18 protein-coding genes are annotated in these 18,930 nt (G+C 63.1%); 5 read left to right on the top strand and 13 right to left on the bottom strand.

Annotation, left to right across the window (positions count from 1 at the left end; genetic code table 11):
- Positions 1–5: 5 nt before the first annotated feature.
- From B2V90_RS07920 to B2V90_RS07935, 4 genes are all read right to left on the bottom strand, one after another.
- Positions 6–1,085, bottom strand: a complete 1,080-nt coding sequence (locus B2V90_RS07920) for a DUF2889 domain-containing protein (RefSeq protein ID WP_084438991.1) — start codon at positions 1,083–1,085, stop codon at positions 6–8.
- Positions 1,082–2,152, bottom strand: coding sequence for an acyl-CoA dehydrogenase family protein (locus B2V90_RS07925; protein WP_228221225.1), 1,071 nt, complete (start codon positions 2,150–2,152; stop codon positions 1,082–1,084). The genes B2V90_RS07920 and B2V90_RS07925 overlap by 4 nt, the downstream gene beginning before the upstream one ends.
- Positions 2,149–3,345, bottom strand: a complete 1,197-nt coding sequence (locus tag B2V90_RS07930) for an acyl-CoA dehydrogenase family protein (protein ID WP_228221224.1) — start codon at positions 3,343–3,345, stop codon at positions 2,149–2,151. The genes B2V90_RS07925 and B2V90_RS07930 overlap by 4 nt, the downstream gene beginning before the upstream one ends.
- Before the next feature lie 160 nt (positions 3,346–3,505).
- Entirely contained in the window at positions 3,506–4,303 is a 798-nt protein-coding gene (locus B2V90_RS07935) for an enoyl-CoA hydratase-related protein (protein WP_084438998.1), read from the bottom strand.
- Positions 4,304–4,506: 203 nt separating this feature from the next.
- On the opposite strand from B2V90_RS07935, the gene B2V90_RS07940 reads away from it, so the two are divergent.
- A complete protein-coding gene (locus tag B2V90_RS07940) occupies positions 4,507–4,938 on the top strand; it encodes a Zn-ribbon domain-containing OB-fold protein (RefSeq protein ID WP_066857067.1) in 432 nt (143 codons plus the stop codon).
- Positions 4,935–6,122: a thiolase family protein gene (locus B2V90_RS07945; protein WP_228221223.1), complete on the top strand. Its 1,188-nt coding sequence runs from the start codon at positions 4,935–4,937 to the stop codon at positions 6,120–6,122. The genes B2V90_RS07940 and B2V90_RS07945 overlap by 4 nt, the downstream gene beginning before the upstream one ends.
- 13 nt (positions 6,123–6,135) lie before the next feature.
- Here the strand turns inward: B2V90_RS07945 and B2V90_RS07950 are convergent, their stop codons facing one another.
- Both B2V90_RS07950 and B2V90_RS07955 read right to left on the bottom strand, forming a co-directional pair.
- Positions 6,136–7,020 (bottom strand): HpcH/HpaI aldolase/citrate lyase family protein, encoded by an 885-nt coding sequence (locus B2V90_RS07950; RefSeq protein ID WP_228221222.1) that lies wholly within the window; start codon positions 7,018–7,020, stop codon positions 6,136–6,138.
- A 6-nt stretch (positions 7,021–7,026) separates the two neighbouring features.
- A complete protein-coding gene (locus B2V90_RS07955; protein WP_228221221.1) occupies positions 7,027–7,806 on the bottom strand; it encodes a FadR/GntR family transcriptional regulator in 780 nt (259 codons plus the stop codon).
- A 140-nt stretch (positions 7,807–7,946) separates the two neighbouring features.
- Between B2V90_RS07955 and B2V90_RS07960 the strand changes: the two genes are divergently transcribed.
- The gene (locus tag B2V90_RS07960; protein ID WP_228221220.1) at positions 7,947–8,741 is read left to right on the top strand and encodes an enoyl-CoA hydratase/isomerase family protein; all 795 of its coding nucleotides are present in this window, start codon (positions 7,947–7,949) and stop codon (positions 8,739–8,741) included.
- Complete coding sequence (locus B2V90_RS07965; protein WP_228221219.1) at positions 8,726–9,529, top strand: SDR family oxidoreductase; 804 nt, start codon at positions 8,726–8,728, stop codon at positions 9,527–9,529. Before B2V90_RS07960 ends, B2V90_RS07965 begins: the two co-directional genes overlap by 16 nt.
- Positions 9,530–9,929: 400 nt before the next feature.
- On the opposite strand, the gene B2V90_RS07970 is transcribed toward B2V90_RS07965, so the two are convergent.
- Complete coding sequence (locus tag B2V90_RS07970) at positions 9,930–11,240, bottom strand: amidohydrolase family protein (RefSeq protein WP_228221218.1); 1,311 nt, start codon at positions 11,238–11,240, stop codon at positions 9,930–9,932.
- A 228-nt stretch (positions 11,241–11,468) separates the two neighbouring features.
- Positions 11,469–11,885: a Zn-ribbon domain-containing OB-fold protein gene (locus tag B2V90_RS07975; RefSeq protein ID WP_066856906.1), complete on the bottom strand. Its 417-nt coding sequence runs from the start codon at positions 11,883–11,885 to the stop codon at positions 11,469–11,471.
- Positions 11,886–11,968: 83 nt separating this feature from the next.
- Here B2V90_RS07975 and B2V90_RS07980 point away from each other — a divergent pair, with 83 nt between their 5' ends.
- The gene (locus B2V90_RS07980) at positions 11,969–13,141 is read left to right on the top strand and encodes a thiolase family protein (RefSeq protein ID WP_293920818.1); all 1,173 of its coding nucleotides are present in this window, start codon (positions 11,969–11,971) and stop codon (positions 13,139–13,141) included.
- 45 nt (positions 13,142–13,186) lie between these two features.
- Here the strand turns inward: B2V90_RS07980 and B2V90_RS07985 are convergent, their stop codons facing one another.
- The 5 genes from B2V90_RS07985 to B2V90_RS08005 form a co-directional block, all read right to left on the bottom strand.
- Positions 13,187–14,689 (bottom strand): class I adenylate-forming enzyme family protein, encoded by a 1,503-nt coding sequence (locus tag B2V90_RS07985; RefSeq protein WP_228221216.1) that lies wholly within the window; start codon positions 14,687–14,689, stop codon positions 13,187–13,189.
- A gap of 18 nt (positions 14,690–14,707) precedes the next feature.
- Complete coding sequence (locus B2V90_RS07990) at positions 14,708–15,016, bottom strand: hypothetical protein (protein ID WP_169860795.1); 309 nt, start codon at positions 15,014–15,016, stop codon at positions 14,708–14,710.
- A 24-nt stretch (positions 15,017–15,040) separates the two neighbouring features.
- Positions 15,041–16,270: a CaiB/BaiF CoA transferase family protein gene (locus tag B2V90_RS07995; RefSeq protein ID WP_228221215.1), complete on the bottom strand. Its 1,230-nt coding sequence runs from the start codon at positions 16,268–16,270 to the stop codon at positions 15,041–15,043.
- Between the two features lie 237 nt (positions 16,271–16,507).
- Entirely contained in the window at positions 16,508–17,878 is a 1,371-nt protein-coding gene (locus B2V90_RS08000; protein ID WP_228221214.1) for a phosphotransferase, read from the bottom strand.
- Positions 17,875–18,930, bottom strand: a complete 1,056-nt coding sequence (locus B2V90_RS08005) for a DUF7065 domain-containing protein (RefSeq protein WP_228221213.1) — start codon at positions 18,928–18,930, stop codon at positions 17,875–17,877. The genes B2V90_RS08000 and B2V90_RS08005 overlap by 4 nt, the downstream gene beginning before the upstream one ends.

Genomic DNA, 18,930 nt, shown 5'->3' on the forward strand with positions numbered 1-18,930 from the left:
TCATTTCAGCCTTCCACGGGATCGGGCAGATGGCTCGCCAGCGTCGGCACTTCGGCCAACGCGCGCAGCATGTCGTTGAGATGTGTGCAGCCCGCGGTCTTGCGCAGCGTAAGCAACACTTCATTGCGCAGATCAACGAGCGGCACGCCTACAAGTGCGTCGACATTGACCGGCGCGGCGCGACACTCCTTGTACGGCAGGGTGCCCGGTCGCGCGACGACGCTGCGCAAGCACTGGGTTGCGGCGTCGGCCGTCGCAGTGAGTCGATATTCGTGAATCGCGATCCGGTCCCCGCCATCGGGCGCGCTGGCGCTGTCCTGAAAGCCGGATTCGACGTGAATGACATCGCCTTCACGCCAGACGTCGATGCGCCGGGCACGGCGAAAGTTCACCCCACCCCGATCGATCAGCGGATGCCAGCCATCGGGATCTTCAGGGTTGACCAGCGATGGAACGCGCGAGGCATTCTGGTCCGGCACGGGCCTGCCGCCGATGGACAGGGCGTCCGAACCCGGCCGGAAGCCGATGCAGATGCCTTCCATGCGCGCCGCATGGTCTGCTCGTTCCTGCACCGAAAGGCGCGACATCCAGTCCTGGGTCCAGCGCGACCAGGCCCAGCCGCCCACCAGCGACGCGCCCGCCAGATCGTCGAGCAGCAGGTAGAGCGGTGTGCCGCCCCGCTTTTCGCCAGGTAGCGCCTTGTCGATTTCCGCGCGCAGATAGCCACCCGCTCGTGCGCCGGACAATTGGGCAAGTTCGGGACGCGGCGGCGTGCTGGTCACCGAAAGCATCACCCGGTGTTCGGCGACCACGTCGATGTGGGCCGTCGCGACGATGGCCGGCTTTGGGACAGGCCCGCCTCCCTGCCATTCCGTAACGATATCGCGCGCATCACCGGCAAAAATCACGTCGCCATCCTGGCCATCCGGCCAGGTCGCGTCGAGCGTCATCGTGCGGCGCACCGACCCCGGCCGGCGCAGGGGAGACGGCCCCCAGGGCTGGCTGACTGGAACGTCGAACAGCGGCAACGGCGCGCCCGAGAGCGCCACGCCGTGGGCCCCCGGTTCAATGGCAATGTCGCTCACCAGCCCGCCAGATCGGCCGCTCGCGCGCGATGCACGGTGGGACTGCCCAGATAAGCGCGATCGAAGAGCGAGCGGCGGAACCAAGTGTTGAGGCTATATTCCCACGTATAGCCGATGCCGCCATGCGCCGCCACCGCGGCGCGGGCCACGGACACGTAGCGATCGGCGATATGCGCCTTGGCCATCGCCGCCGCGCGTGCGGCATCGTCCTGCTGGCTATCCCAGGCATAAGCGGCATACCACATCAGGGCGCGGGCAGGCTCGACCTCCAGCGCCATCTGCGCCAACTGGTGCTTGAGCGCCTGAAAGCGGCCGATCGCGACACCGAACTGTTCACGTTCCTTTGCATAGGCAACGGACAGGTCGAGGCAATATTGCGCGCCGCCGAGCGCGTCGGCCGAGGCCAGCACCAGGGCCGCATCGAAAATGCGCGCAACGCGCGCATCTCCGGGTTCGAACAGGACGGAAGCAGGCGCGCCGTCGAACGTCACGGCGGACAGGCGGCGCGTGCGATCAGCGGACTGCACGGCCTCCACGACGACTCCGGCACCCTTTTCGATCAGCGCCAGCCCGCCGCCCTGCGTGCCAACCAGGATCAGATCCGCCGCTTCCGCGCCGGGCACGAAACCGATAACGCCGCTCGCCTTGCCGCCCGCCACTGTCACGGCCCAGCTGTCGGGCAGCCAATTGCCGCCGAACGCCACGGTCGCTACGGTTTCGCCACTGGCGATCTTACCGAGCCAGGCCTCCCTGGCGTCCGCGTCATCGGCCAGATTGAGCGCCAGCCCCGCGAGGCAATGCTGAAGAACGGGGCCTACCACACCGTCCTGGCCCAAAACTTCGATGCCCATGGCGAGATCGACCAGGCCCAGCCCCGCGCCGCCCACGCTTTCGGGCAAAGCGAGGCCTCCAAGGCCCAGCGCCATCAATGCGTTCCAGCTCTCGCGATCGAAATCGCCGCCGTCATTGACGATCTTTTCAAGTCGTTCGCGCGGCATCGCATCCTCCAGCGTGCCCTTGAGCGCGTCCTGGATCGCCAGTTGCTCTTCGGTCGGATGGAACCTCACTTGTCCGCCTCCATGGCCAGGTCGCGCGGCAGGCCAAGGCCACGCTCCGCGATGATGTTGCGTTGAATATTGGTTGTGCCGCCGGCAATGGAATTGCCAAGCGTGCCCATGATCTGGTCCAGCCATTTTTCCGGGCCACGGCCACGGGTGCCCGCAGAAGCGGGTTCGATCAGCGCATGATCACCGATCAGTTCCTGCGCCAGCAGCGCCATCTCATGCCCGGTTTCAGTCAGCAGCAACTTCATCATGAGGCCGACGAGGCCGGGTTGTTCCTGCGCGGCGGCAAGACTGAACAGACGAAAGCTGGAATAGCGGTGCGCCATCACCCAGCCTTCGATCTTCGTCAGCGCATCACGCACCTTCGCGTCCTTGATCGCAGGCTGGCCGTCAATCTCCATCTCCTGCGCCAGCTCGACCAGCTTGCGGAAGGTGCCACCCAGCGCATCAGCCGAGCCGATGGACGCGCGCTCATGTTTGAGCGTGGTGCGCGAGACATTCCAACCATCGCCCCGCTCGCCAACGATCCAACTCGCCGGGGTCCGGGCATTGTCGAAGAAAAATTCGTAGAAGCCCGCCTCGCCCGTCATCTGGCGGATCGGCCGGCGGGTGACGCCGGGCTGATTCAAGTCCAGCATCAGATAGGAAATGCCGCCATGCTTGGACGCGTTGGGCTCCGTGCGAAACAGGCCGAACATGTGAGTCGCGCGGTCGCCCTGGCTCGTCCAGATCTTCTGCCCGTTGATGACCCACTCGTCACCGACCAGTTCGGCCCGCGTGCGGACCGACGCCAGGTCGGACCCGGTGCCGGGCTCGGAATAGCCCTGCCCCCACATCATGTCGCCGGCCATCGTCTGACGGATGAACATGTCCTTCTGCTCGGGCGTGCCCTTTTCCAGCAAAGTTGGGACCAGCATCGACATGCCGTTGCCGCCAATCTCCATCGGAGCACGGGCGCGGGCGAACTCTTCGCGGATGACCTGCGCCTTGACCACGTCGGCCGGCTGCTCCGACCCGCCATATTGTTTTGGAATCGCGCGATAGAGATAGCCCGCATCCGTCGCCTTGGTCCGGAAATCGCGGATGAAGGCCTTCAACTCATCCTTGCGCCGTTCGCCTGGCTGCCATGCGCCTTTCAGGAAGCTGCGCACCTCCCGGCGAAAGGTCTCGGCGCCTTCCCCATAGCTCAAATCCATCTGACCCATTCTCCCAGGGCTGTCGTTCAATCGCGTTGCCACGTCTGCCATGACACTTCTTATACAACTTAGTCAAACAACTCTGCACGAGCCGGCAGGAAAGTCGGCGATGCAGGGCTACCACGCCACGCATGGCTGACCTGATTGCGGTCTCCGGCGGTCAGGCGCCCTTTGCCTCCTGCATCGCCTTGTAGATCTGCGCCGTGGCGGTGGTAGACAGCCCCATGTTCAGCGCCTCATGATCAAGCGCGGTTTCGAACGCACTGTCCTCGGCGATATTGAGGTTCGACTTCATGTACCGATACCCCATGCGCGGACCGTTGGCGAGACGGTGCGCCGCCTTGAGCGTTTCCGCACGCAGCACGGCATCGTCGAAGAGACGGGTGTAGATGCCCTTGGCCAGCGCGGATTCGGCGTCATATTTCTCGCCCAGGAAAAAGATTTCACGCGCGACGCCCGAACCCACTATCTTGGTCCAGAAATAGCTGGAGCCGAAATCGCCACCGGCGCCGATCCGGTCGAATGCAGACAGGAAGGTGGCCGATCGGCCGGCGAACCGCAAATCGCAAGCCCCGGCGATGCCGATCCCCGCGCCTGCCACCGGGCCGTTCACCATCGCGATCGTCGGTTTGGGCATTTCATGCAGCAGGCGGGAGGTTTCCATGTAACCGCGCAGGCGGGCGAACCCCTGCTCCACGCGGCCGCCCACATCATTGTTCGCGGGAAGCGGCTTGTGCCCGCCCCCCTTGAGATCGCCTCCTGCGCAGAAGCCGCGCCCCGCGCCCGTTACGACCACACAGCCCACCGTGGGATCGCGCGCCGCATCGGCGGTCGCGTCGGCCAGCAAGGTCATGATGCCGTCGGCCAGCGCATTGAGTTTGTCGGGCCGGTTCAACGTGATGATGCGAACGCCGCCCTCATTATCCACCAGCACCTCGGGGGCCTGTGCTTCGTCCATCTCTGCCACGCGTCCGGTCTCCATATGATTTGACGGCCCATGCCTATCATGGTTCACTAGGTGATACAGCATAAAGCGCAAGATACTTGGTTCGCGGGAGGGGAATTTGACGGCGATGACGCACAAACCATCGTGCACGATGGTCCTGCTTGGCGACGGGATTTGCGACGAACTGCTTTTGGCGCAAATGGGGCGGGCGCGCGATGACCGATAAGATCCTCCGTCCGCTGCCCGCGACCGATCGCGACACCCTGCCCTTCTGGACCGGCGGGAAGGATGGCAGGCTGCTGATCGAACGATGTAATGATTGCCATTATCTCATTCATCCGCCGACCGGCTTCTGCCCCCAATGCGAAGGGCGCGATACGGCGCCCCATGCGGTGTCCGGGCGCGCCACGATCGAGAGCTTCACGGTCAATCACAAGCAATGGATGCCCGGCCTCACCGTGCCCTATGTGCTGGCGCTCGTCGCGCTGGAGGAAAGTCCCGAGGTGCGACTCGCCACCAATATCGTCGGTTGCGCGCCGCACGAGGTGGAGATCAACATGCCGGTCACGGTGCGCTTCGAGCAGGTGGATGATCTTTGGGTGCCGCTATTTGCGCCCATATCCGCAGCGGTGGAGCATGACGCATGACCGCCTATGCCGAAAAACAGACTGCGATTACAGGAATCGGGCAGTCGAAAATATCGCGCGGGGCGGACAAGTCTGCGCTTGGCCTGACGATCGACGCGGCTTTGGGGGCGATCGCGGACGCAGGCCTGACCCGCGCCCACATAGACGGCATGGCGACCTGGCCAGGGGACCGGGCGGATGGATCGGGCTTTTCCGATGTCGGCATTCCAGCCTTGCAGGATGCGCTGCGGCTCAAGCTCGGCTGGTATTCCAACGCTGCCGAAACGTCGGGGCAGTTCGGCGCGCTGTTCAACGCGATCGGCGCGATCGCATCCGGACTATGCCGCCACATACTCATATTCCGCACCATGTATGAAGCGACCGCGCGCAAGGCGGGTTTTGCCAACGCGCTGAATAGGCCTGGCGATCGAGTGCGCGGCCCCTTCGCCTGGTATGCGCCCTATCACACCTATGCCGCCGCGACCCAGCAGGCGCTCATGTTTCAGCGTTACGTCCATGAATCGGGTATCAAGCCCGCGCAGGTCGCACAGATCGCGATCAACGGCCGGCGCAATGCGAGCCGCAATCCTGCGGCCATCTATCGTACGCCGATCGACATGGATGATTATTTCGCCTCTCCGATCATCTCCACGCCGTTGCGCTTGTTCGATTGCGACGTCCCGATCGACGGTTCGACGGCCATAATCCTGAGTCACATCGACGCGGCGCGCGACGGGCCACATCCCGTTACCCATATAGAAGCGATCGGCAGTTCCATGCAGTATCGCAACAGCTGGACCCAACTCGACGCACTCGCCACCCAGGCCCAGCCCAAAGTGGCGCAAATGATGTGGAACCGCACCGACCTCAAGCCCGCCGACGTCGACGTCGCTGAACTTTACGACGGATTCAGCTTCCATACTATCAACTGGTTGGAAAATTTCGGCTTTTGCGGCCGGTATGAAGCGGGTGACCTCATCGGCGACGGCAGCCGCATCGCGCTCGAGGGCGATCTCCCGATCAACACCAACGGCGGCGCGCTGTCCGCCGGACGGATGCACGCCTATGGTCAGGTGCATGAAGCGTGCGTGCAGTTGCGAGGGCTGGGCGGCGACCGGCAGGTCAATGGCACGCCACGCGTCGCAGCCCTATCGACCGCTGGCGGGCCTCTGGCGGCATGTTTCCTGTTGGTGCGTGCCAATTGAGCCGCACCTGCGATCAGCGAAGGCCGGCCTGTTCAAGCAATTTCTGGGCGCGCGACAGAAAGGGCCGGTCGAGCATCCCGCCCCTGTAACCTATGGCGCCGGTGCCCGGACTGGCAGAGAAAAGATCAACGATCGCTTGCGCTTCCGCGATTTCCGCATCTGTTGGGCTGAACGCTGCGTTGATCACATCCACCTGTGCAGGATGGATCGCCAACATGCCTCGATACCCTTCGCGTCGCACCCTTTCCGCCCGCATCTTCAGGCCGTCAAGATCGCGAAAATCGCTCTGTATCGTATCTATCGCCATCACCCCGGCTGCAGCCGCGCCCAAAAGACATAAGGACCGCGCCAGTTCATAGGTAAAACCATAGCTGCCGTCGGAATTTCGATTCGTGGTCGCGCCGAGCGAATCAGCCAGATCCTCACTGCCCCATGTCAGCGCCACGACACGCGGCGCCCCCTTATAGTCGCCGGTATGGAACATCGCTTGGGCAGTTTCGGTCACCAGCGCGATCACCGGGGTCGATCCCGGCGCGATGCCATTCGCCGCCTCAAACGCAGACAGATAATGGTCCAGCCTTTCCACATCCTGCCGTCCGTGAACCTTAGGCAGCATGATCCCGCCGGGCCGTTCGGGCATGATCGCAACCAGATCATCAAGCGTATAAGATCCATCCAGCGGATTGACCCGGACCCACAATCTTTCGTGCCCGTCCGCCCGCGTCTTCAGAACGGCGCAAACAGTTTGACGAGCGATAGCCTTTTTTTCGGTCGCGACAGCATCTTCCAGATCGAACAGGACGATGTCGGCCGCACTGTCCACCGCCTTGGCCATTTTGCGATCATCATCGCCCGGCACGAATAGCCAGGACCGCATCGGCAAAAGGGACGCAGCCATGATCGGCTAATCCAACACGTCGATCAGGCTGTCGGCTTGGTCAGGCTCCAGCCAGGACTTGTTTGCATTGATAACATGCAGACGCCAATGCGCTTCCGCTTTGTCGCCATCGCCCGCTTCGATCAGCGCCACCAGCTTGCGGAAGGACCGAATACCGCCCAGCGATCGCTTGCGCTGGATCTCGTCCGAAACGGCGCGCCTCTCGAGATGCTCGACCTGATATCGGGCCACCACGCCATGCAGGATGGTCGTGAGGAACAGCAGCGTCTGATTGCCCCCCAACTCGACCAGAATACGATGGAACTCAGCCAGACCGATCATGAAATCGACATAGCGGGCTTCCTCGACCATCGCCTGCAACCGATCGATTTCACTCGTCAGTCGGCTGACGACATCCTTGGGCGGCTTTTCCGCCAGGCGCCGTGCAATATAAGGCTCAATCGCGAGCCGCGCCTCGTAGATGTCGCCGACGGTCGTACCCTGGGACTGCAAAACGAATCCTGCGTAACGCGACACGCTTTCGACGCGCGGCGCATGAACCCGGGCACCGGTACGCGACCCGCGACCGACGCTGATGAGCATTTCGGCTTCAAGGATGCGAAACGCCTCTCGCAACGTGGGGCGGGATATCCCCAGCGTCACCATCAATTGGCCTTCGGGCGGTAGAAAATCGCCCTCCTTCAGCTCGCCGCGCACAATGCGCTTGCGAATATGATCAGCAACAACTTCGGATGTCTTGGGCACGCGAATAGGCCCGGCTGTCGGCGGCGCCTGTTCAGTTGTCATCTCGTTACGCACGCGGGACAAATTCATCTCCCCAAAAAGGTAAACCTTGTTTTAAAACCGGCGGCGGGAGCTTGGCAAGCTTGCACATATCGTTACGGCGGAATAAGGCCTATCTAACCTAGTTATAGGGGAATGTCCCGATGGAATATGAAACTATCATCGTTACAAAGGCCGATCATGTGGCCACCATCACGATCAACCGACCCGAAGCGCTGAACTCCTTTACCAAACGGATGCTGGAAGAGTTCGACTATCTGTGGAAGGATATATCGGCCGACGATGATGTTCATTGCGTCGTGCTGCGGGCAGCGAAGGGGCGGGCTTTCTCGACGGGCGTGGACGTCAAGGACAGCCAGACGCCCGAAGGCAAGATCATGCACGACAATATCTGGACCGCTCAGGATCCTGGCGACTTCCTGGGCCCCAAGGCCAATCGCTGCTGGAAGCCAGTGGTCTGCGCCGTGCACGGCATGGCTGCGGGCGGCGCGTTCTACTGGATCAACGAGAGCGACATCATCATCTGCTCGGACGAAGCGACCTTCTTTGACCCCCATGTCACCTATGGCATGACGTCGGCGCTGGAACCCATCGGTGCGACCTATCGGATGCCATTGGGCGACGTACTGCGCATGGCCCTCCTCGGCAATGACGAGCGAATCGGCGCGGAGACCGCCAAGCGGATCGGATTGGTGAGCGAAGTCGTCACGCTGGAGCGGCTTTGGGAGCGGGCTGACGAACTGGGGCGGCAGATCGCGGCCAAGCCGCCCGCTGCCACGCAGGGCACAGTGCGTGCGATCTGGGAGTCGCTGGACCAGACCCGTACCGGCGCGCTCCAGACGGGTCTCAAATATTGTTTTCTCGGCAACCCCATCGGGACCGCGCAGGTCGATCGCTGGGCAATCATGAACAATGCCAAGAAGTGGGAAATTCGCTGAGCGCGTCGACCGACAGATCAGGGCGTGTCGCCAGCAAAAAGGCACTGGTCACCGGCGGCGCGCAAGGCCTGGGCGCGGCGAGCGCCTGGATGCTCGCGCGCCATGGCGCCAAGGTCGCAATCGCTGACCTGAACCTGTCCGGCGCCGCCGCCCTGGCGGACGCGATCAATGCGCAACTGGGCGCCGGCACAGCCTGCGCCTTCTTCCTGGACGTCACGGACGAGGAAGGGTGGCGACCGGTCATCGACGCAGCGGCGGCGGCGATGGGCGGCCTGTCAGTACTGGTCAACAACGCCGGCATCGCGCCCATGGGCACGATCGAGGATATGCCGACCGACCTCTGGGACCGGACCATGGCGATCAATGTCGACAGCGTCTTCTTCGGCAGTCGCGCCGCACTGCGCGTGATGCGTGACCATATGCCCGGATCGATCGTCAATATCTCGTCGATCGCGGGGATGATCGCGAGCGCCAACTTCGTGGGCTACAATACGTCCAAGGCGGCCGTGTGGATGCTCAGCAAATCCATTGCCCTCTACTGTGCACGCGAAGGCCTCGATATACGGTGCAACTCGGTGCACCCTACCTTTGTCAACACGCCGTTGCTGGACGGGATCGGGCGTGGGACGCAGGAAGAGCGGCTCGCCAAACTCGCGCGGCAGATCCCGATCGGTCGTGTCGGGGAACCCGATGATGTCGCCTATGGCGTCCTCTATCTCGCGTCCGACGAAAGCCGGATGATGACGGGCGCCGAACTCAAGCTGGATGGCGGCATTTCGGCGATGTGAGGTCTCCGGCCGGACAGCGCGCTGGGACCAATCGAACGAGTTACCGGAGGGGGCGCCTGTCCCGACGGCGCGGTCGTCATCGCGGACAGACTCGTCTCTTGGTCAAGCGGGCCGGGGGACGGATCAGGCGCTGCTGGAGCGGCCCTACCGACGCTATTACCGGTCGGGCGAAAGGCGTCGCGGTCAGACGAAAGACCCGCCCTATGTTGCCAAACTTGCAGGCTTAACCCGTGAGCAAGCGGCAACCGGACGGATCCCGGCCCAAGGCAACCCCGCGATGCTCGCGCTGCGACGATCCGCGCCATGGTCCAGTTGTCCACGCCTCCCCCCCAAAAAAAATGGGGCGGGGTCATGGCGACAGCTCGCCTTGTCCCCGCGACTTCATCTTTTCGGCCGCTCCTCAGGCCGCAGCGAACATCGCCATGATCTCGCCCGACGTGACCGGACGGCGGGCATCGCCGACTATGTGCATACTGTCCGTCTTCAACCCACCCAGCCCCTGGCGCGGGCTGACATCGACGTCCTTACCCAATTCGCGCAGATGCCCGACGGTGCAGTTCTGGCGGCCGCCCAGCGCCTCAATCGGGTTGAAATTCATCACCCGCATGGCATTTTCGTGCGTGACCTTGTTAATCACCTCGTCGCTAAGACCTTGAACCGACAGCCATAGATGTTCCGGGCAGTTGGGCCACAAAGTGTCGGAATGTGGATAGTCTGCTTCATAGCAAACCATATCCGGGTTCATATATTCCATGCTCTTCAGTCCGAACTGGTCGTCGATGAAGCAGGTGACGATATGGCGTTTGAACACGTCCGACGGGCGTTCGCCATTGGCGAAGTCGGTAAAGGTCCACTCATGATGATGTTCATTGGTGAAGTCGGCCCGTTCCAGGAAATAGGGAATCCAGCCGATGCCCCCTTCCGACAGGGCCATGCGCAAGTCCGGAAAATCCTTCCAGAAGCGGCCGAACAACCAATCCGCCGCGGAATTGGCGATCGCCATCGGCATGGTCGTGATCCAGGCGTCGATCGGCGTCTCGTCCGAGGCATGTTCCGCGCGGCTGCCAGTGCCGATATGGCAGTTGAGCAGCATCTTGAGGTCGCAGCATTCCTTCCAGAACGGCGTCCAATAGTCGTTATGAATGCTGGGCAGTCCGCCGCGCGCGGGATTGTCCGGGAAGGCGATATTGTGGACGCCATATTTTGACATCCGGCGCATTTCGGCGATGGTAAGGTCCATGTCCCAAAGCGGCAGGATAAGCATCGGGATCAGACGATGCTTGCCGATTTCGCACCATTCCAGCACATGCCAGTCGTTCCACGCCCGAATGGCGAGCAAAGCCTCTTCACGGTTCGGGTTGGCGATGAAGGTGCCGCCGGCAAAGCCCGGCATGGTAGGGAAGTTGAGCGACCCCAGCACGCCATTGACGTTCATGTCGTCGACCCGCGCCTTGGGATCGAAGCAGCCGGGGCGCAGTTGCTCGAAGCGCGTCGGCTCCATGCCATATTCGCTGCGCGGACGACCGACGACGGCGTTGAGGCCTATGGTCGGGTAGATCTTCCCATCCCACAGCCATACGTCCTTGCCGTCCTTATCGATAATCTTGGGTGCGCGGGCCTTCTTGTCCGCCGGATAGTGGCGAACGAAGGCTTCCGGGGATTCGACGGCGTGATCGTCAACGCTGACGATGATCATGTCTTCCAGTTGCATCCTCAAAACTCCTCGCGCCATTCTTAAAACTGATGTTTCGTCATTTTTATGCCTGCCCACGTGATTTTGCAAGCGGCGAATTGCGGGTTTCATGGTCATGCTGCATGTGGCGAGCCGCGCAATCGCGCGGTTTTTAGCGAGGCGCTCAACGCCCTGCCGAGAATATTGGCAGCGCGTATCGACGGTGAAGAATTAACCGATTCGATGCACGCGCTACCGGCTCGCGCGTCAGGCCGGTGCGAACACGGGCACGAACAGGCCGCCCTGCTGCTCGAACCGCACCTGCACCGCCATACCGATCGTGACATCCTGCGGATCGCAGTTCACGATGTTGGTGGCGATCCGCAGATCCTCCTGTTCCTCCAACTGCACGATGGCGATCACGTAGGGCGGCTGGACCGCAGGATTATAAGCCTGATGGTTGACGGTGTAGGTAAAGACCGTCCCGCGACCGCTGACGGGCACGCTTTCCAGCAGCGGGTCATTGTCTGCCACTGGCCAGAAGGGGTGGACGAAACGGCCGGTCTGGCGATTGCGCAACAGGTGGAGCACACCGTCCTGCCCGCCAGTCCAGAAGCTGCGATAGGTTTGGGGTAACATGTCCAGCATCCTGGGCGCGGGCTCGGCAGCCTGTAACTGACTCATTGTCATTTCTCCCGTGACAAGGGCGCGACCCTAGCTTTAGGAGAGGCTTTGTCCAGTGATTCAACGACAGACAGGAGATGATGATGCCGAGCAAGAAAGCCGTGATTTCCGGCATCGGTATTTCCGACATCGGTCGCAAGACGGCGATCAGCAATCTCGACCTCACGCTCCAGTCGAGCCGCTTGGCGATCACGGACGCGGGACTGACCGCGGCCGATCTGGACGGTGTCGCGACGCTGGGGGACATCCCGCGCGCCACCGCCTGCGCAGCGCTCGGTATCGACCCGCCTTATGCCGGGCAGGGCTATGACCGCGGTGGCCTGCTATCCTATGTCATGGCGGCTGCCGAAGCGGTCGAGGCGGGCCAGGCGCGCCATGTACTGGTCTATCGCACGGTCAAGATGATGGGCGGCAACCTGCTGGATAATGACAAGACCGGGCTGTTCGGTGCCGGGCCTGCCGTCTCCGCCGCGCAGGTGCAACTGCCCCACGGTATGGCCGATGCACCGCAACTGATCGCCTATCATGCCTATGCCGCCACCAACTGGCTCAGTATGCATTGCCGGCGGCATATGGAATTATATGGCACCACCAAGGAGCAGTTGGGCTGGCTGGCGGTCAATTCTCGCCATAATGCAGCGCGCAATCCCCAGGCGGTATTTCGCGACCCCTTCACGCTCGACGACTACATGAATGCACGCATGATCTCCACGCCGTTCGGCCTGCTCGACTGCGACATTCCGATCGATGGATCGATTGCGGTGGTCGTTTCCCATCCCGATTATGCGGCGGAATGCCCCCAACCGCCGATCCGCATAGAAGCCTTTGGCGGCAGCACGGGCCAGGGCGCCTGGACGATGCGGCCCGATTATCCCAAGATGGCATCGGTCGATGCGGCCGCGGAAATGTGGAGCAAGACGGCGCTTCGCCCATCCGACATCGACATCGCGCAGCTCTATGACGGTTTCACCTTCCTGACCTTCGCCTGGCTGGAAGCGCTGGGTATCTGCAAGGATGGTGAGGCCGGGCCGTTCGTGGAGGGCGCGAGCCGGATCGCGCTGGACGGAAAAATGCCGCTCAACACCTATGGCGGCCAGCTTTCGGCAGGGCGTATGCATGGCTATTGGATATTGCACGAAGCCTGCGTGCAGCTGCGCCGGCAGGGCGGCGCGCGGCAGGTTTCCAAGCCCATGGAGGTGGCCGTGGTCGCCAATGGGGGCGGACCGATCGCCGGGTGCCTGCTCCTGACGGTATGAGGACGGCCGGGCGGGCACCAAGGCCCGCCCCCTCCCAACAACCGCTCAGACCCTGGCTGCCGCCTTCGCCAGCTCGGCTTTGAGCACGCGGCGCAGCAGCTTGCCGGTGTCGTTATAGGGGAGCTCCGCGCGAAAATCCCAGCTTTCCGGCGTCTTGGTGGAACGCAACTGCACCTTCACCCAGTCAGCCAGTTCCTGTATGCTGGGCGCCGGATCATGGGGCACGATGACCGCAGCGACCCGCTCCCCCCACTGGTCGTCGGGTAGGCCCAGCACCGCGACATCAGCGACCCCAGGATGCTGGCGCAGCACGTCCTCAATCTCGCCTGGCGAGATATTCTCGCCGCCGCGCACGATCACATCGTCCAGCCGTCCCTCGACAAAGAGATAGCCATCCTCGTCGAGCCAGCCCGCATCATTGGTGGCGAACCAGCCATCGGCGCTCAGCACGCTCTTGTGGGTATATTCGCCCGCGACCTGCTCGCCGCGGACGTGAATCTCGCCGGACTCGCCGGCTGCCACGCCCCGTCCCTCGGGACAGCGTATCTCCAGTTCCAGCGCTGGCAGTGGCCGACCGACCGATCCCAGGCGCCGACGCACGGCCGGATCATCCGACCCGAGCGCATCGCGATGATCCTGCGGCCCCAGCACCGCGATAGTCGAACTGGTCTCCGTCAGGCCATACGCGTTGACATAATCGACATGGGGCATGTGGGCGAGCGCGCGTTCGATCACCGGTTGCGGCATACGGCCGCCGCCATAGGACAGCGCCCGCAGGTTCGGCAGATGGTCGCCGCGCACATCCAGTATCTCGAGGATGCGGCCGAGCATTGTCGGCACCACCATGGCGTGCGTCACCTTTTCCGCCTGGACACGGTCGACCCAGGCTTCCGGCGTAAAGGCGTCGAGATAGACGAGCCGACGGCCATTGTAGATATTGGTCAGGATCGCCGAAATGCCCGCAATATGGTAGGGTGGCACACTGACCAGCGCGGCCTCCCCATCATCCGCACCCATGAACTCGACGGTCGAGATGACATAAGAGGTCAGATTGGCGTGGCGCAGCACCGCTGCCTTGGGTTCGCCAGTCGTGCCGCTGGTGAACAGAAGCACAGCGATGTCCTCGTCGGCATAGTCCAGGTCGGCCTTGCGCCAGAGAGGATCGACACAAGCGGCGTCGAATGCGGCGCGGGCGATGAAAGTCACGCCCTCCACGCCCCGGACGCGTGGCAGCATATCGGCATCGACCACAGCGATCGACGGCGCGGTGCGGGCCAGCAGCTTGCACAGGTCGGCATCCGAAAGACGGTAGTTGAGCGGAACGAACGGCTTGCCTGCAAGGCCGCTGGCGAACAGGGCGACGGGCAGCGTGGGTCCGTTGAGGCCGACGAACACCAGCCGTTCGCCCGCCTGCGCACTCACCCAGGCGGCGCCGGCGCGTGCGCGCGCCAGCAACTCGCCATAATCCATGGTCGTCCCGGCGCCTGACATGGCGATCCGGTCGGGGAAACTGTCCGCCCCCATTTCGAGCAGAAGATGTGTCTGCATGGCTTTATCGGATCCCGATCAGTCGGACGCAGGAAGCGCCTTGGCTTCCTTGAGTGCGAGCGGCACGCCATTGGCGGAGAGCGACCCTTTGCCGGCCTTGCTGCCCAGCACCTCGATACCGATCGCATCGCTGAAATAGCGCTTGCCGACCGACGTGCCCCCGGCCAGATCGGCGGACAGTTCCAGCCCCTCCGGCACGGGCGCGTCCTTCGCGACCATCGGTGCCCCGCCGCATTCCAGCACCACATCGCCCTTGGGAGGGCGCACCACGACGACTTCGGTATCGCATACCGCACTTTTCCAGCGCGATCCCGGCTTCAACTGCATGTCTTTTCCTCCTGGAAAGGGCGATCAGGCGATCGCGCCCTTGTTCTTCAGTTCCTCGATCCTGTCCCAGTCCAGGCCCAGTTCCATCAGCACCAGTTCGGTATGTTCGCTGGGTTCGGGCGCGCGGGTGGTCTGGACGCCCGCCTTGTTGAACTGGACCGGATTGGCGACGAGCCGGATGGGCGCGCCGCCATCGGCGGATTCCACTTCGAAGATCAGGTCGTTGGCCAGCACCTGTTCGTCGGTCGCGACATCGAGCACCGTCTGGTAGGCAGCCCACTGGCCCTTCATCGTCTTCAGGCGCTCCAGCCAATATTTGAACGGATGCTGCTTGAAAGCTTCGCGCACCAGCGCCTGCGCATCGGCTGCATGGGCCATCAGTTCGACACCGGTCGCGAAGCGGGGATCGCTTGCATGTTCGGCGATATTCAGATGCTCGAAGACATCCTGGATGAACGGACCCGGCTTAAGAACGGTGAGATTGATATGTCCGCCATCGGCGGTTTCGAATACACCGACAAAGGGGTTGGTGCCCGCGTCCTCTTGGCCGGGCAAGGCCGACCGGAACGGAACCGTGTCCAGCTCCATCGCGACATCGATGCTGCACGCCGTGGCCCAAATGCCGGATGAAAGCAGCGACACATCGACCTCCGTCGCCTCGCCGGTCCGTTCACGATGGAACAGCGCGGCAGCGATCCCGCCCGCCAGGTTCATGCCACCAATCGTGTCGCCATAGGCCGGGCCGGGCTGGAGTAGCGGACCACCCAGTTCGGGCGGACTGACCAGCTTGGCCGAACCACCCCGCGCCCAGAAAGCCGTGGAATCGAAACCACCCTTCTCCCGCTCCGGCCCCTTTTCGCCAAAGGCCGATCCGCGCACATAAATGATATCCGGATTGGCCGCCCGGATATGCTCCAGGTCGATCTGCAGCTTCTGCCGCTGCTGGGGCAGGTAGTTGGTCAGGAACACATCGCAGTTCCTGGCGAGTTCGTAGATCAGCTCCTGTCCTTCGGGCGTGGACACATCGATCCCGACGGAGCGCTTGCCGCGATTGGGATGCTGCATCAGGCTGCTGCGCTGCGGGTTGACTGCGAGCCGCGCCAGCATCTGGATGCCGCGCTGGGCGTCTCCGCGCACCGGATGCTCGATCTTGATCACGTCGGCGCCCCAATCGGCCAGCACCGCGCCGGCTGCCGGCACATAAGTGAATTGCGCTACTTCCAGAACACGCACACCCTCCATGACCCTGGTCATTGCGCGCTTCCAATCAGCCGGTCCGGCATCGTCCATCTCCCTATCGCGCCACGCCTCCATCCAATGCGGAGATCAATAGCTGACATTGTGTCAGTCTTTTATCGTGCGATGGGACGCATGTAAACCGTCATCCGATATCTGCCCAAACGGGCGCGTGGGGCGCAAAATTCGAGGACATGGTTCAAGGTCGCCCGGCGCGATGCGGCCGGGCGGGTCCAGACAAGCCCTGCCTCTATGCTATTCCAGCGGCGCGAAGTGGGTTGTTGCCAGGCTGCCCATGGCGTCGGCCATCAGGGCATTCTCCCGAACGACGCGGGCATGGACCAGCGAGATCGCAACCGCCCTGTCGATCGTCCCGGCCAGCACCGCGTCGCGCAGCGCCTCACGACCTTCGGTCCGAGTTGCGAAGAATCGCCCCAGCGCCCGCGCCAGTTCGTTGCGCTCGGCCGCGTCATAGCCAGGGCCGTAGCGGGCATGGGCCTGCCACCATTTGACGAGCCGGGCGAGTCCCTTGGCCTTGACCGACGCCTGCTGGTCGGCAATGCGCGGCACGATGATATCGCGCAGATCGTCAAGGGCGATGTTGAACGACCGATCGAGCGCGCCGGGCGCGGCATCGGGCATCTCGACTTCGGGCAGGTCGATGCCGCTCGCTTCCGCCAGCGCTTGCGCCAGCACGCGACGATGGACCATCGAATAGACCATGTTCATGCCAAGGTTTGGCGGCGGCGGCGCGTCCGGATCCTCATGGCGGGCGCGACTGGCGAAACCGGTCTGGAACAAGAGACGCCAGTACCGCACCCGATCGAGATCGACCGTCTCGCCGCCGGCAGCTTCATAGGCGGCAAAGGCTTCGGGCAGCGGCACCAGCGGCTGGAACAGCCCGCGCAGGCACAGCATCGCCATGTCCGCCATCGGATCGCCGAAATGGACCAGCTCCCAGTCGAGCAGCGCCGTCACCCGGTCGCCCTCAAACATGAAATTGCCTGCCCCCCAGTCGCCATGAACGACGACAACGCGGGCGGGTTCGGGTGGCACGTTGTTGTCCAGCCAGTCAAGCGCAAGATGGATCAGCGGGTCGTCGCCATGAGCGCGCACATGCGCGCGGATCGCCTGCGTCCGCGTCAATATCTCGTCACGCACAGTCCGCACGGCGCCCAGCCCCTCCACGCTCGTGGCATCGATGCGATGAAGCGCCGCCAGTTGGCCCATCAGGTCGGCCGCGATGGCAGAGCGCAGCGCGGGATCACGAACGGTATGAAAATTGGCTTCGCCTGCCACCTTTTCCGTCACAAGCGCGCGCAGTTCGGGCACGCTGGTGATGTAAGGGGCCGTTCGGACGCAAGCATGGCGGAGAGGTCCAGACAAGGCCCGCAATATGCCGGCCTCGCGCAGGAAAGCGGCATCGTCGCCCGCTCCCGCCCGATCGACATCGTAATTCATATAGGCGTGACGGACTGTCCCGTCGGACCATTGCAGGGATAGCTCGGCGCCGGAGCGCGACGCCCCGCCGCCGCCGCGCGGGCCCACCTGCGTGATGATGGCGCTGGCGGCCCGCTCCACCGCATCGCCCAGACCTTGGGGGAGAAGCGCCTTGGGATCGCTCACCGCGTCGTCCTCAGCGCATTCAGCATTCGCGCGAAATGGTCGCCCACCCATACGTCCTGATCCTCACCCCAGCCGATCTTGCCGTCCAGCTCCCACCGCATCAACTGGTTGAGACCGTAGCCGCCCTCGCTCATCCGGCTGACCGACTGGCCTTCGGCTTCAAGCGTGCGACCGGTGGTATCGGCGAGATCGACCAGCATATGGCTGTTCCAGCCCGCGACGGGATCGCGGAAGTTGAGCATCCGCGATTTCGTCTTGTCGATCTCTCCGAACACGCCGTCCTTGAGCAACCAGCCGACATTCATCGGCGCCCACCCTTTCGCGTCGCCATCCTGCATCCGCACGAAGCCGAGAAAGCCGGTCTGGAAGTCGAGGCTGTGGCCATAAATATAGTCGATCCGTCCCCGCCCGCGCTCGCGCTCGATCTGGCGCCAGAGCGGCCCACCGGGATGCTTCACCCGCTGGCTGTCGTCGGCATGTCTCTTCTGACTGGTCTGATACGGGCCGCCGCGCGGTCCCCAGGTCCGATCCCGCACGCCCACGCCGTCGATCGCGATCTTCTCGCCGCGCAAGGTCATAGTGCCCATGACATGGCCCAGCTGGTCGAAATGCGGCGTCTGCATGAATGGCGGCTCGCCCGGCTGGAAGCGGTGCGGCGGATGGACGCCGCTATGTATGAAATCGAGCGCGAAGCCGCGCTCCTTGTCCTCATAGGCCAGATGATATTTCATCCCGGGCTCCAGCATCTTGAGGCTGTAGCCGCCCTTGGGGAAACTGATGTCGCGCAGGTCCGGGTCGTCCGGCATCGGCGCTTCCTCGACCTTCTTGTAATAGGCCAGCCGTCCCGGCTCGATCCCCTGATCGTCCCAGACGAAGATGCGCCAGGTCACCGTCTTGCGGTTGGGATAATAGGGCGTGTGGATCCAGCAGCCGATCTTGCGCTCGGGTATATTGAACGACCACCAGTTGGTTTCCGTCTCATAGGGATCGTCCGACAGTTGGTGATAGCAATCATCTTCCGGCATGAAGGCCAGATGCGGGTCGGCGGTCAT

The sequence above is a fragment of the Sphingobium sp. UBA5915 genome, from assembly GCF_002431195.1.
Taxonomy (GTDB): domain Bacteria; phylum Pseudomonadota; class Alphaproteobacteria; order Sphingomonadales; family Sphingomonadaceae; genus Sphingobium; species Sphingobium soli.